This is a genomic window from Paenibacillus segetis, assembly GCF_014639155.1.
In the GTDB taxonomy this organism is placed as follows: Bacteria; Bacillota; Bacilli; order Paenibacillales; family Paenibacillaceae; genus Fontibacillus; species Fontibacillus segetis.
In genome coordinates, this window is sequence record NZ_BMFT01000003.1 from 140,282 (window position 1) to 155,663 (window position 15,382).

Annotated in this window: 10 protein-coding genes; 4 read left to right on the forward strand and 6 right to left on the reverse strand. The window is 43.1% G+C overall.

Features of this window, described 5'->3' with window-relative positions; all coding sequences use genetic code 11:
* Position 1 precedes the first annotated feature (1 nt).
* The 3 genes from IEW05_RS19900 to IEW05_RS19910 all read right to left on the reverse strand — a co-directional run bounded on the left by IEW05_RS19900 (position 2) and on the right by IEW05_RS19910 (position 4,367).
* Positions 2–748 carry an ABC transporter ATP-binding protein gene (locus tag IEW05_RS19900; protein ID WP_188541623.1) on the reverse strand — a complete coding sequence of 249 codons (747 nt, stop codon included), beginning with the start codon at positions 746–748 and terminating at the stop codon, positions 2–4.
* A gap of 25 nt (positions 749–773) precedes the next feature.
* A complete protein-coding gene (locus IEW05_RS19905) occupies positions 774–2,186 on the reverse strand; it encodes a DEAD/DEAH box helicase (protein ID WP_188541624.1) in 1,413 nt (470 codons plus the stop codon).
* Positions 2,187–2,585: 399 nt separating this feature from the next.
* Complete coding sequence (locus tag IEW05_RS19910) at positions 2,586–4,367, reverse strand: flavocytochrome c (RefSeq protein ID WP_188541625.1); 1,782 nt, start codon at positions 4,365–4,367, stop codon at positions 2,586–2,588.
* Between the two features lie 172 nt (positions 4,368–4,539).
* On the opposite strand from IEW05_RS19910, the gene IEW05_RS19915 reads away from it, so the two are divergent.
* Together IEW05_RS19915 and IEW05_RS19920 are read left to right on the forward strand one after the other, a co-directional pair.
* On the forward strand, positions 4,540–6,144 hold the full coding sequence (locus tag IEW05_RS19915) for a sensor histidine kinase (RefSeq protein WP_188541626.1): 1,605 nt from the start codon (positions 4,540–4,542) through the stop codon (positions 6,142–6,144).
* Positions 6,129–6,914 carry a response regulator transcription factor gene (locus IEW05_RS19920; protein ID WP_188541627.1) on the forward strand — a complete coding sequence of 262 codons (786 nt, stop codon included), beginning with the start codon at positions 6,129–6,131 and terminating at the stop codon, positions 6,912–6,914. Before IEW05_RS19915 ends, IEW05_RS19920 begins: the two co-directional genes overlap by 16 nt.
* A 39-nt stretch (positions 6,915–6,953) precedes the next feature.
* Here the strand turns inward: IEW05_RS19920 and IEW05_RS19925 are convergent, their stop codons facing one another.
* From IEW05_RS19925 to IEW05_RS19935, 3 genes are all read right to left on the reverse strand, one after another.
* A complete protein-coding gene (locus IEW05_RS19925) occupies positions 6,954–7,730 on the reverse strand; it encodes an SDR family NAD(P)-dependent oxidoreductase (protein ID WP_188541628.1) in 777 nt (258 codons plus the stop codon).
* Positions 7,731–7,759: 29 nt separating this feature from the next.
* Complete coding sequence (locus IEW05_RS19930) at positions 7,760–8,212, reverse strand: chemotaxis protein CheX (RefSeq protein WP_188541629.1); 453 nt, start codon at positions 8,210–8,212, stop codon at positions 7,760–7,762.
* A gap of 232 nt (positions 8,213–8,444) precedes the next feature.
* Entirely contained in the window at positions 8,445–13,295 is a 4,851-nt protein-coding gene (locus tag IEW05_RS19935; RefSeq protein WP_188541630.1) for a DUF2252 family protein, read from the reverse strand.
* 301 nt (positions 13,296–13,596) lie between these two features.
* Here IEW05_RS19935 and IEW05_RS19940 point away from each other — a divergent pair, with 301 nt between their 5' ends.
* Together IEW05_RS19940 and IEW05_RS19945 are read left to right on the forward strand one after the other, a co-directional pair.
* A complete protein-coding gene (locus IEW05_RS19940; RefSeq protein ID WP_188541631.1) occupies positions 13,597–14,499 on the forward strand; it encodes a LysR family transcriptional regulator in 903 nt (300 codons plus the stop codon).
* Between the two features lie 24 nt (positions 14,500–14,523).
* Positions 14,524–15,336: a histidinol-phosphatase gene (locus tag IEW05_RS19945; RefSeq protein WP_188541632.1), complete on the forward strand. Its 813-nt coding sequence runs from the start codon at positions 14,524–14,526 to the stop codon at positions 15,334–15,336.
* The last annotated feature ends 46 nt before the right edge of the window (positions 15,337–15,382 follow it).

Below are 15,382 nucleotides of genomic sequence, written 5' to 3' on the forward strand. Positions count from 1 at the left end.
GTTAACCCTCGTCCTTAACCAAGGCGTAGAAAATATTCTCAAGTGTTGCGCCTGGTGTTTTCGCTTGTTCCGCAATTTCGGTTAGTGTTCCTTGAGCGATTACAGCGCCCCGATGAAGTACGATAAAACGATCACAATAGTTTTCTATCGTCGACAAAATATGTGAGCTAAGCAGAATAGAGGATCCGCTCTCCTTCATTTCCAGCATAAAATCAAGCAAAGAACGAATGCCTAATGGGTCAAGTCCAAGAAACGGCTCATCTATAATGTAGAGGGGTGGTCGTGCGACAAAAGCGCACATGATCATTACCTTCTGCTTCATTCCTTTGGATAAATGCATAGATAGGCTGTCCGCCTTCTCCTCCATATGAAATAGCTTCAGTAATCGCTCAGATCGCTCCAGATAAGCCTCCGGTTCCACACCATAGGCACGAGCTGCAAATTCAAGATGTTCCCTTACCGTTAATTCCTCATACAGTAGAGGGGATTCTGGGACAAAGGCTAGTGAAGATTGATAGACCTCCGGATTCTCATCCCTTGTTCTCCCGTGCACAAGAATACCACCATGGTGTGGGGCCATTAGGCCCAGAATATGCTTCATTGTTGTGCTTTTTCCCGCGCCATTCAGTCCAATCAGGCCAACCATTTCTCCTGGTTTCACTTCAAAGCTAATATCATGAAGTACCGGACGACCCAAGCTGTAGCCGCCACTTAGCTCCTCAATTTGCAATACGGGCGTTTCACTCAATGCTTACTCCCCCTTAACTTGATTATTAATCACGAGGTGGCTTATTCTTGAGCCACTTTGGAGCCCCTTTGTTCTTTCGATCTAAGATGCTATCCTTCTTGCGTTGGCCAGAAGGCGTTGTGTTACGTGTAGTGTTAGATGGAGTAGTACGCGATTTAGCTGGCTTTCCTGCAGGGCGAACGACTGAAGTACTAGCACCTTCTGCCTTTCTAGCAGAACCTGTTCCATTCGTTTTCCCCCGTAAACTTGCTCTTGCTTTATCGCCAATATTTCTTAAATTCTTATCAGGACCTGATATACTTGCCGATTCCATAACTTTTCCGCCATACATGCTCAAAGATGTGATCTCAATACCTAGCTCCTTGGAGAATTTACGCATAATAAACTCTTCCTTTGGTGTGACGATCGACACAGCTAATCCTTTGCGTCCCATCCGCCCTGTTCGACCGGATCGATGTACATAATGCTCGGCATCAATTGGTGGGTCCAGATTAACGATCAAGGCCAAATCCTCGATATCCAAGCCACGTGCCGCCACATCACTAGCAACGAGCACCTTATGCTTTCCATCACGGAAGCGTTGAAGTGTCAGGCTTCTCGCCGTTTTATCCGCATCGCCATAAAGTGCTCCCGCACTCAAACCGACATGATTCATTTTTGCCTCTACTTCAGCAATATTAGCCGTACTGTTAATGAATACTATCGTTCTTGCGAGATTATAGTGACGAATAACGCGCCGTAAAGTATCGATTTTATCCCGTTCATCGCAGATAAAATAGGCATGTTCAAGACTTTTCGAAGTTCGCTGATCAGGTTCAATGCCAACTACGACCTGATCCTTCATCTCGCGATCAGCAAGCGCCCTAATTTCCGGATTAATCGTCGCCGACAGGAACATAAGCTGCCGTTCACGAAGCGTTCCGCGTAATATATGCTCGAGTTCCGCTGTGCCACCAAGCTGAAACATCTGATCCACTTCATCCACTACGACCGTACGCACCGTGTGCAGCTTCAGTTTACGTAGAGCTACAATTTCACGGATTCTCCCCGGCGTACCAACTACCAATTGAGGGTGTGATCTTAACCGCTCTAGCTGTCGTTTGATCGCTGCCCCACCAATGAGGGCTTGGACTTGTATACCCAATGCTTCTCCATATTTCTCTGCTTCCCTTAGGATCTGGATCGCCAGCTCCTGAGTTGGTGCCAGTACAAGCCCCTGCAGCGTCTTCTCCTCAGGATTTATTCTCTGTAACAAAGGTAGAAGATACGCTAGTGTCTTCCCAGTTCCCGTCTGAGACTGGGCTAGTACATCTCGACCTTCCAATGCGGCAGGTATGCTCTCCGATTGAACAGGTGACGGATCAGTAATCCCGTAATCCGCCAGTTTCGAGGTAAGCTGCTCGTTGATTCCGAGTCCAGCAAAAGTAATCTTAGTCATTTTTTATATTCATCCTTTATTTCTTAGTAGAAGCGTAGTGTCAGTAATAAGTACACAAGCTTAATCTCTTCTTCCCGCCCCACTTCTATAAGTGCGGTGAGTAAGTAACGAAGAGGAAATTTGGAGCTGGAGAAGCGAACGCGTTCGCCTTTATCCTCAGATTTCATCCGCTATGGCGGTATACAATCAAGAAATCTGAGGATAACAGCGATCGAAGGCCCAAATGTTCCTCATAGTTACTTTTTTTTCACCGCACGCACAGAAATCATTATTTTCATTATATGTCATAAACCCAAGCGACACCAAACGATTATCCGAAATAACAAGAGACAACAAATAGACTGAGCAAAAAGGATACTCCCCATGCCCAGTCTATTCTCAAAAAAATATTCTAAAAGTTTACTTCGCTACCTCCTGACCTGCAATTCGGCCAAAAGTAATAATATCTGAAATGGCATTTCCGCCAAGACGGTTAGCACCATGAACAACGCCTGTTACTTCTCCGGCAGCGTACAGTCCCGGAATAACCTTTCCTTCAGTCGTAAGAACACGCGCCTTTGTATCAATGACCAATCCACCCATGGTATGATGGACCGACGGAACCGCCTTTTGAATATAATACGGGCCTTTTTCCAGTGACACTAACCCGCCACGATGGTTGTAATCAAGATCCTTACCTGTCTTTGCATATTCATTAACTTTGCTTACCGTCTCTTTCAATGTCTGTACATCTACCTTGAAGAAATTGGCCGCATCTTCAATGGTGTCAGCCTTATAGAGCATACCCTCTTTTATTAATTGCTCATACTCATCTTGATGCACTTCAATCGTCTTACCGATGTCGGCGATTTCCTGATTCCAGAATTGATAAGCGTAGCCACCTTCTTGTGCCAGAATCGCTTTAGATATTACATCACGTCGTTCCAATTCCTCTACGAACCGTGTTCCCCCCTGGTTGATTAGGATCGCACCATCGAACCTTGAGTCGGCCACGAGTGAAATGACACCAGTAATCGGATTGCAGATGGGATAAGTTTGAATATTCTCCATATTCGTAATATCTGCATTAATGGCTTGGGCCATGATAATTCCATCGCCGGTCGTCCCTGGTGTATCCGTAGACATATAACTTTCATCCAGCTCAGGATTATATTGCTTACGCATTTCGATATTAGAGCCAAATCCACCGCTAGCTATGATCACGCCATTATTCGCGTGGAACGTCACCTTTTGACCATTTGTACTAGCTTCTACTCCAACTACCCTACCACTATCATCCGTGAGCAATTCCTCAGCTTTCATGTTCGTCTTGATCGTAATTCCAAGTCCTTCGGCCTTGGTCTTAAGCTTAGTAATCAATTCGGCTCCTGTATGACCGACAGGAATAAGTGCACGTTTGCGCGAATGTCCCCCGAACTGAAAGAGGTGATCTGGTAAAAACTCTACTTTTACCACGTCACGCAACCATTCGGCTGAACCTAGTGCTTTCTCGGATAGAATCTTCACGATTTCCGGTTGACCAAGATTGTCGCCACCTTTCATCGTATCTTCATAAAATAGTTCCGCGCTATCATCGGTAATACCAAGCGCCTGCTGAACCCAGTTATTAGGCGCATTCATCTCTCCACCGGAGATCAATGTATTGCCACCAACGGTTGGCATTTTCTCTAAGATGACTACACTTTTCCCTGCCTCTCCTGCCTCAAGTGCAGCACTAAATCCAGCTCCGCCCGCACCAATAACGACAACGTCGTATGTTTGCTCTGACTCTTCGGTCTGTTTGGCATCTGCTACTGCACTGCCAGCGGCCAACACAACTCCCGATTTAACAATTGCATCTTGGATCGCATCCAAATACCCTTTACTCGTTACGCTAGATCCGGTAATAACATCTACTTCCACGCTATTGGCCTGCATTACAGTCTCTCTCAACTGGGTATATACAGGCTCGGCGAGAACTTCATTTTCCTTCTGCTCCAGAACCTTTACTTCGGTGATTTGTCCATTCGTCAAGGTCACCTCAACTTTAATATCTCCGTGCTTACCACTACCTACCCCAATCGCGGTCGTTGTTCCATCGGATGCTGTTTTCGAGTTTTCCTTAGAACCGCAAGCCGCCATCGTAAATACAATCGTCAGCACCAAAATAAGTGATAATATTCTTCCCGTGTGTCTTCTCATAGTTCCTCCCCCATGCTGAATGCTAAAATTTTGACATTGTGAAAAAATGTACAATGTGTATTATAGGCGATAGATTTCCAAAAGTATTTGCACATTTCAGTTTTTATTTATACATTTTGGACAAGTGATCGTTATCATTTGAAGATGAAGTACAACATGGTGTAATAAAGATATGAACTCTATACAACGTAAAATCACGTTTTATGCTGGAGGTTGTTTTCTCTTACTATTTTTCACATTATCAGGTGCCATTTACTTAGAGATGGAGAGAACGGTTGTTCCACTCAATGAATCTCTGACACAACAAATCGTCAATGCCCGAAGCGAACAAATATCTTATTGGTTTCAACAAAGAACCGGAGAAATAGAAATGCTTGCCAAACTAGCGGCAGATCATCACTGGACTCGGGATGATCTGCTAGTCGAAAGTCGTAAGCTAGAACAAAGACGCAGTCAGGACTATGAGTCTATTCGGATCGTTGATCTAAATGGAGACTCTTGGGCATCCGATGGCAAGTCTTTCTCTATATTAGAGCGAGACTATTATAAAGAGCTTATTTCGTCCAAAGCTCCCTATGTTGTTAGTAATGTTATCGTTTCCCATGCAAATGAAGCAGAGATTGTCGTTATTCTATACCGTGTTGAACCACTTGCAAATGAGGATGTAGCCTACATTGCCGCCGCTGTACCCATCGGTAAAATGAAAGAAATCGCCCAAGAAATCTTAGTCTATGACGGCAAAGGATCGCTTATAGTAAATTCCAAGACTCCAGACTCTGAGGACTCTAGAACTAACATGTCAACCTTTACAGCTTCAATCGATGGAGTTCCAGGCTGGAAACTCAACTTCCAAGTGCCGAAAGCTCAACTTTCCCAGGGTATGAGAAAGACCCAATGGTCCGCCCTTATGGTCGGGAGCGTCGTTGGTATCTTCTTCTTGATTCTCGTCAAACTACTGGGCTCATCCATCGTGAAGCCAATACAAATGTTAAGTCAATTGATGAGACAAGTGGAAAGCGGCGATTGGAGCGTTCGTTCCAACAATCAGCGACGAGATGAAATTGGAGAGTTAGGGCGTAGCTTCAATCAAATGCTCATTAATCTATATGAATCCGAACAAGAGAAGAAGGAAATGGAACTACAGATGATTCACGAACAGATTAAACCCCATTTTCTGTACAATACACTGGATACGATTCAATGGATGGCTGCAAGCCATGAGGCAAACGATGTGGTAGACATTGTGGAATCCCTTAGTACCTACTTCCGCCTAGGGCTTGGCAGTGGCAGCCAATTTGCAACACTGGAGCAAGAATTTCAGCATGTCGAGAGCTATTTAAACATCCAGTGTGTTCGATATGAAGATATTCTGGAGTACGAACTGCGCTATGATGAGCAGTTGGAACAGCAACAAATCATTCGGTTCATTTTACAACCACTCGTTGAAAATGCGATTTATCACGGAATAAAGCCACTGACGGACCAGAAAAGTAAAATATCAATTCATGCATATGAACAAGGGGATCAACTGATAATCACAGTTGAGAATAACGGAGTCGACATTCCTGAATCCCGGCTAGCGTCAATTCAGGAGACCGTGCGAAATGGAAAAGAGGGCAGAAATGAAGCGATCGGTTTTGGTCTCTATAGTGTCAGCCATCGTATCCGACTAGCGTACGGCGATCTCTATGGTTTAAAGATAAGCAGCGAGCAGGGGATAACACGTATGACATTAAATATGCCACTTGGAGGTGAGAAATCATGTGGCAAGTTCTAATCATGGATGACGAGAAAATTATCCGTAAAGGCTTACGGAAATATATTCAAGAGAGTCGGCTACCTTTTGAAGCATCTGGAGAAGCAAGGAACGCTACTGAAGCACTGTCACTAATCGAGCAAACTACACCACATATTTTATTAGCAGATATTAACATGCCCGGTTTGAATGGTCTTGATCTAATCCAGCTTGTCATGAGGCGATATCCGGAATTGGTCGTAGTGATCATCAGTGGATATGATCATTTTGAATATGCACGAAGAGCATTGCAATTGCATGCTTATGATTACTTACTGAAGCCGGTACCCAAGAGCGATCTGAACCGAATGCTGGCAAAGCTAAACGACCACTTAAGTAAACTTTATCCGGACTTAGTTACAAAGGTCGAGAAGGATATAACATTAGAATTTTTTTCAGAACCCTCTAATCTCTCGCCAATTATGGATAAGGTAATAGATTATATCAATCAAAATTACACTGATCCTGAACTGGCTGTACCTAATGTCGCAGAATTATTTCACATGAATTCAAATTATTTAAGTAAACGAATGAAACAAGAGGTTGGGGCATCTTTTTTAGAGTACTTGACAGAGCTCCGCATCTCAAAAGCAAAGGAAATATTAGATGATTCTATGCAAAATATCAAAATCGGCGATTTGGCGATCAAAGTAGGTTATACGAATCAATATTATTTCAGTCGCCTATTCAAAAGCCGAGTAGGTATATGTCCAGTAGATTATAAAAATGCCAATGGTCAATGCCGCGCCTAACTGTATGTAAATAAGAAAATAACCCGCCTTCATGGCGGGTTATTTCTTATTCAACATGCGATAGCTTAAACGATCGGCCAGACGCGGAAATAACTGATACAACTTAGCGCCTACCCCAGCGATCCAGGGCAGATTAATCTCCGTCGTTCCTTTATCAAGTGCTGATACCATGGCTTTAGCCACCCGTTCAGGCTTCATCATGAACCATTTCACATTTTTGACGTAATGACCTTCAGGATCTGCCACAGTGAAGAATGGCGTATCAATCGGTCCAGGGTTTATCGTAGACACCGTAATTCCATCAGCCCGCACCTCTTGGCGAAGTGCACTGCTAAAACCTAACACCGCATGCTTTGTCGCTGTATAAGCCGTTGATTTGGACGTTCCGATCTTCCCCGCTATCGAAGCAACATTAACGATCCGGCCCGAACGCGCCTTCTTCATATATGGAAGCACCGCTTTGGTGCATCGAACCATACCTAAGTAATTCACGTTCATCATATCTGAGAATTCATGCAGTGGCATGTCATCACAATATTCAAATTTCCCGTAACCGGCATTATTCAGAAGGCAATCAATCCGTCCAAACTCCAAATAAATTTGGTTGAATCCGACCTCCACCGAGTTATCATTCCCTACATCCAGTTCAATTACCTTATAGGGTCCGTGCATTCCTGAACCAATAGTCTCTAGCTTATCAACTGACCGAGCAGCCAGTACCACGATTGCTCCGCGTTCCGATAGCATCTGAGCTGTCAGAGCACCAATCCCGCTAGAAGCACCCGTAACAACAATAACTTGTCCGTTCAATGACATAATCACAGTCCCTCCTAATCATTCTCATTTTAGGAGATCATGACCTGGATGTCTAGTTCCCCAATACCTTCCATCATTAGAGGGATACAGAGCGCCTTACCTGGTGAGTGTTCCATCGATGCAATCTTAATCTGCGGTGGTGTAATATCCACTACAAAGCCTTGACTCGAAAGAATTGTACTTGCGTTACCACTGATCATATTGCTGAGCTCCGAAATAGCACTTTGTCCCATCTCATCCATTTCTGTCAGCACAAATCCACCCATCATGGCAGATACAATGCGTAAAGCAACCTTCTCATGTATCTCAAACACTACCATGCCGGTAAAATGACCTGACATTCCGATTTGTATCCATATATGATCTTGTCCCGGAATAATATCTTTAACCCCGAGACTCCCAATTGAAGGGGATATTTGTATAACCTGTTCAATAACAGAACGAGCGGATTCAAGAAAAGGATTAATTACTTCTGCTTTCACAATTTCGCTCTCCTTTACACTAGGAAGTAAAATTTTTAATACAAAAGTCCCATCTTTTGGCTAAAACACATTATACTTTATTCCTATTAATAAGTCATTATTTAATATATCAGGTGATTAGCCTCAGTCTTTGGAAGTGCTCATCCCTAGCGTATGCAAAATAAGGGTTATCCTGGAGTAGCTTGTCAAACCGCCCTCAGAAGAACCCTTATTTTTATACATACTTTACGTACTAATTACTCATATTCTCCAACATGTTTAATAAGACGGTTACAGCTTCTGCTCTTGTTGTTTGGGTACTCGGATGAAATTCGTTTGTTCCTGTACCTTCTATTAGACCGAGTTTCTTCAATGATTCCACGGCACCTTTTGCCCATAATGGAATGTTTGGGTCATCCTTAAAGGACGTAGGGATATTAGATTCGGTAGGAAGCTCAAGTGCATTAGCGATCATCGTTGCCATCTCAGAACGTGTTATTACCGCATTCGGACGGAAGGATCCGTCCCCATAACCTTTAATAATTCCTGTCTGTACGGCTTGTGCAATTGCTTTCTGTGCCCAGGCTCCGATCTTAGTAGAATCCGTGAAAGACAGCTCAGTGCCTGCTCCTTGTGGCTGTAGTACATTCATCAGCATCACCACGAATTCCGCACGAGTCACCGCGTTACCTGGCTTAAATGTACCATCAAGATAGCCTTGAACAATTCCACTGCTAACCGATTGTCGAATCGTTGCTTCAGCCCAGTGTCCCGCAATATCGCTAAAGCTAACTTCCGGTACGATGTCTGTTGATTGTTCAGTTACCGGTAAACCCGAAGCTTTGTCTACAATGAGTACCGCATACTTCGTGAAATGATTGACATCCACGGAAATTCGATTCCCGTTTATCTTACTGCCTTCGACTTTCATCCATGCTTTCTTCACTTCATCATAATAGAAGACAGCCACCGTTCGATCGCTCTTCAAGTGAGCCGGATCAAATACAAAGGTCAATGTTACCGGTTTATTGAAGTTCTGTTTGAAGTTTTTCAGCATCTCAAATACAGGGCTGGCCAGAATCTCTTTGTTCGTTAATAGGCCATCGGTATTTAATACTCTGGTAATAGATAGTTTCAATTCTTCGAGAGAAGCACCCGCCGGAATTGAGATCACAATATCACTTCCCAAAGAAACTACGCCTGATTGACCTTGGAGGAGCGTTAATTTACCATCAGTTGCAGTAACGGTGTTAACCGTTGGTGTTGTTGTTGAACTACCGCTGCCATTACCTGTATTGCCGTTGCTTCCAGTGTTTCCATTATTATTATTATTATTATTATTGTCACCGCCACCTACAGCTTGTCTTGTAACTGCAACAGTATACGTTTTGGTTGTTGTTCCATCTTGAGCTGTCACGACGAAGTCGATTACGTTTACCCCAGTAGAAAGGGCAATTGATTTAGATGAACCATTTGTGTAGGTTATCCCCTTAATCTTGATTGTCGCTTTACTGTCGAGTGACGATGCTGTCACATGAATAGATGACACGTCACTGCTTACCGATGCAGTGTAGCTAAGCTTGTTCTCATCAAACTCAGGGGATAACTTACCTGCGTCTAATGTTAATCCATTCAAGCTTGCCACATCAATTAATCTACCGTTAATTAGATCCGACTTCATTAGTTCATAATCAGACTTGACCTGACGGTAGTAATCCTCGCCAAGATTGAGAAGTGATGTTTGGAAGTCATTCCAGACATCGCTATCATTAAAAACTTGATCTAGTACACTCTGCTCAAACGTATCGCCACCGTATTCAGCCGAACGCGCGTGAGCATAAGCATACGATTTGGCAATATAACTCACATAATCCGCGAGGTTATCTTTTGTTTTAAACGTACCTCCAGATGCATCCTCGTAATCCCCTTTGTATGGCGATATTTTGTGAACAAAGAAGGAGCGGGTATCACTATTAAAATATCCAAGGAAGTCCTCTGCATCTAGCGATAACTTTTCGTATGCCGTTTTGATTCTAGCACCATCTCCACCAGGGAAGCTATCATAAGGAGTTGTTTGTGCCCCGTCCGGATTCTCGAACATGTCTGGCTTAAATGATTGTTTAACATCCAAAATGAGATCATCATCATGGCTTACCGTTGGGCCTTCAATCAGTACATTATACCTTTGAGATCCAATGCTACCAAGCCCTTGATAGATACGAACGGCAACATCCTTTATCGCAAAATAATTAGTATTCTCTGCAAGCTTCGCACTTACAAAATCAGGTGATAACGTATCTACATACTGTCGCCAATTCAATTCAACTTCTGCTCTTTCTGCAGCCGTCGGCTCGCGATATTTATCCGGTTTGCCTGCGACGTTAAATACACCTGTCGAATGCTTACCATCCACAGTAGGTACAGTCCATTTAATTAATTGATCCAGCTGTGTCTTTTTCGCCAGCTTGTTCATCACAGTCTTAGTGAATCCGTCACTTATATGTTTCGTATCTAACTTCGTTGCCGAAGTATTCTTGTCATTGTTACCAACCAATGATTGAAGCGACAACATATATTCATTCAACATGTCTTTGGCCATATTTCGAATTTCTGCATCCGAAACGTTCTTCAGCATATCTGGGTCTGCGTCACGAGTTAAATACAAACTCGAAGTCATCCGCAGCAAATCCAGATAGAACGGCGCAATATACGCCCCATCGAAGTCATTTAAATCAAAAATTATATTTCCAAACTTATCGTCGTAAAAGCCAACATTCGCAACATGCGCGTCGCCTTCAATCCATGTCTTAACATTGGTTAGATTCTTCCAATTATCCGGAAGAGGAATAACTTCACCCAAATCCTGATACAACAGATAAGGAGCTCCACGGTAAAATGCGGCTCCCGTAGCTGCCATCCCATCCGTACCGTACTTATAGTTCTTGGTAACTGGATCATTATAGTACGAGTTGGCTTCCTTAATTCGCTGCGTCAGGGTTGCTTTACGCGCTGCATCCGACTGAACTGGAGTCTTATACCGATCTAATGTTACACCTGTAATCGGATCGGAGTCTAGCGAGGCCCCTGAGACAACAGCGGAAGCCTTCAAAGTAACGGTTAGAGGAAGCGCCTCCGTCACTGCTGAGAGGCTTATTCCACTTATTGTAAAAGTAACTGTGTTTGTTACCGTGTCTCCAGATACTTGAACAGATAATCCGTTTGGCAAACCTGTTATTGCATAATCAGTAACTTCCAAAGGACCATCTTTCACCGTTCCTGTGGTTACATGGATAGAGAACGATCCGCTTGCCTTTGTAGGTTCAGTCATGCTTAGCTTATTGGAAACGACTTCCCCCTTAACTTTAGGTACATTATTCAGTAGCTTAATGCCGCCCACAGTTCTAGAATCATCATACGCTCCAACTGTACTAGCGGACTTTTTAATAACAACGCTCAGATTAACATCCTCAGTAACATCTGCAATTGCTGTACCACTAATGGTAAACATAATTTTCTTATGAACGGAGTCACTGACTGCACGTGAAACTGTTAGACCTGCAGGTAGACCATTCACGTCGTAATCAGCAACATTCAAATCTCCATCTTTTATAGCACCTGTGTTCATAATCACTGTAAACTGGTTATCCGAAACGCTGATTTCCCGCAGAGAATCCATTTTGATCGTGTTATTCGCACTGTCTACTTTGACGGATAGCGGGATTAAAGAGCTTGTGTTGTAGGGTGAAAAATTTCCGAGTTGCCCAATATCAAAATCAGCACTGTTATCATGACTATTCCAACCATTACCGTATAATTCTGACTCCTCTCCAATCGCACTGATTCCATGGGCTTGATTGTTAGGATCCTGGGCCTTACGTACGATGACCTTCTGTGCTGAAGGTGCTTGGGTAGCTCCTGAACCTTGATAGCTTTGTGCAGCTCCATATCCGACAAAGTCAACAAGTGAAGAGACTACTGGAGTGATCGATGGATTCACAACAGTTAATGGTGCTGAATCCGATACCAACGCTACTTTTCCATCTTTATTGTCCAGGTTGATTGCTCCTATAACATTCGGCGACGGTAATTCTGGTACTTTCGACGTCGCATCCCCAGCCTCTTGGATTAAATAATATCCTCGCGCTGGAATTGTTCCACTTAACGGAGTTACCTCCCAAGAATTAGCGTCTTTTTTACTTGTGCTTACTGCATATTGAACAGACCAGTTACTCAAATCTACTGCTGTATCCGTCGGATTGTATAACTCTATGAAATCATATTTATAGAGCGCATTTTCGTTCTGGCTCCCACCACCAAACACCTTACTAATGACAATGGGGCTGTTCACGCTAAGATCAACAGGACCTTCAATCGTCTCTTCAGGAGTCTCTTCAAGTGCCTCCTGAGAATTGTATGTATCATTTAGCGTGTTCATCATTGCCGACAAGCTCGAAGAATCAACTTGTCCAAAATCAACACGATTATCCTGGCTATCCTCATCTAATGCATAACGTATGATTCCTGAATTAGCTGAGAGCGAAGGAGCTGGGCCTGAACCATAATAGCTTTGTGCCGTTCCATATCCAACAAAATCCACAAGTGAAGAGGACACTGGATTTGTTGGATTCTCCATCGTTAATTTCTCCAAATCAGATACCAACGCCACTTTACCATCTTGGTTCCCCAAATGAATAGTTCCTACCGCATCTGGCAAAGGTAAATTTGCATCATATAGCGTTGAATTTCCTGCCTCTTGAATGAAGTAAAATCCCTTAGCAGGAATCATACCTGTCAGGGCAGTAACCTGCCATGAACTGCTGTCCGAAGCGCTTGAGCTATCAGCATATTGCACCGACCAATTTGTTAAATCTACTGCTTCATTCGTCGGATTATATAATTCGATAAAATCATATGGGTAGTCAGCATTTCCATGCTCACTGCCACCTCCAAATATTTTACTGATGACAACATGATTCGATTCAGCTGCATTAGCTATATTGCTATTAAGTCCCCCAAAATTAGCAAATAGATTTACCATGAGAACGATCATTAGCAATATCGTTAATTTCTTTGTCCACGTTCTTTGGCGCTCTACGTATGGCATGTCCAACCTCCAATTATTATATTTATTCTAATTTTATGTTAACAGTGTATTCAGAAGATTTTCTCAATGTAAACTCTATTTCACTGCTCGTTGACTATGCTCTTACATAACCATTCATCCCATGAATACGTAGGAAATTCGTAAGGCTAATTCACAAAACACATAACGATCAATCTGACAAACATCCCGTAAAAAGTTCCGTATCATTGCGTTTAACAAGTTGAATCACCTATAATTAATGAAATAATTAGTATTTAAAGTTCAGAAACAGATGGGACCATAGTTGAAAGGAGGGATTCAGGTGAATATTAGTCAACTGGAAACACTAATCACTATTTCTAAAACAAAAAGCTTCCGTAAAGCCGGGGAATTATTGAATCTTACCCAACCTGCCGTCTCTGCGCAGATCAAGAGCTTGGAGGATGAATTTAACACCGTACTTATCGACCGAAATCAACCTGTAACTCTAACAGATCGAGGTCAAGTGTTTCTGGAAAGGGCCGAGCGGATCCTTGATATCACAGAGGAGCTTAAGCAAAAGCTGTCCGATATGGAACACACTCCACAAGGGCATATTGTATTAGGTACAACAACCTCGATTGCCATTCAAATACTACCGCGGATCCTTTCCTACTTCCAAGATCAGTTTCCGCTAATCAAAACGACGATCCAATCCATGCCATCCTCACTCATTTATCAGAATGTGGAACAAGGTCTAGTCGATATCGGTATTGGTTATTTAATCGAGAACAATCCACAGGTCTTGTCTACAGTGCTATATTACGACATTTTTGAACTGGTTGTGTCACCACAACATCCCTTAGCTGGAGTCAAAATGCCTACATTGGACTCGTTAAGAGATGTTCCTCTTATCATGCTCTCACCTGACACGGTCGGTCGGCGCTTCATCGATGACATTTTCAAGAAACACCAAATTGAACCTCACATTGTGATGGAACTATCCAGTAGTGAAGAGGTGAAGCGGATGGTCGAGATTAACTTGGGGGCTGCGGTCATTTCCAGACAGTCCATCTTGCGTGAACTTCGCCAAGGCTCATTAAAAGTCGTTACGATTCCTGAACTAGAAGTTACCCATCCTGTTGGGGTAATCTATAAATCAAGTCGATACGTCAACTCTGCTATGCAGCAATTCCTCTGTGACTTGAAAGGAATGCCTGAAACTAACTTTATCAGCTCTGAATAACCATACTAAGAAGGGAGTAACATCATGAAATTTGATCTTCACACTCACCATTTCCGCTGCGGTCATGCGGATGGAAATATCAGCGATTATATTGAAGCCGGAATTGCCGCAGGTTTGTCAGTCATCGGCATCAGCGACCATACCCCTTACTTTGGTAGTGAGGAAGAGCAGCCTTTTCCCAAGATTGCCATGGCAAAACAGGAGTTTTCAAATTATGTTGAAGAAGTTCTAAGACTCAAACAGAAATATGAAGGCACCATCGATGTATTACTAGGTATCGAGAGTGATTTTTTTCCTGAACATGCGGAGACGTATCGGCACATTTTGGCTCAATATCCGTTCGATTATATAATCGGTTCTGTTCACAGTGTGGGAAATGTCAGTATCTTCAATAAAAATCGTTGGAAGGGGCTTAGCCAGAAGGAACATATCGCCGTAAAAGAAGCTTATTACGCTTTGATCCGCGATTCTGCCCGCAGTGGGATGTTTCAAATTCTTGGACATATCGACGCGATGAAAGGTAATTATCCGCCCTTCTCGGATATCCCTGCTGCCAAAGCCATTGACGAGACATTGGAGGTTATTGCAGAAAGTGGCATAGCAATTGAAATTAATACTTCAGGAAAGACAAAACTCAGTGGTGGTTGGTATCCATCCGATGAGATTTTGGAACGTGCGCTGTATTTCGGGGTTAACGTGACCTTTGGTTCAGATGCACATAAACCTGAACGTGTAGCCGAAGATTTAGATGCCGTCGCAAACAAATTGCTGGAAATTGGATTTAAAGAATGGGTATATTACAAGAACAAGCAAAAGGTGGTTGTTCCGCTGAAATAAGCGGTATATAAGTTCAACCCTCCTGATCTCAAAGTTATACTCCACA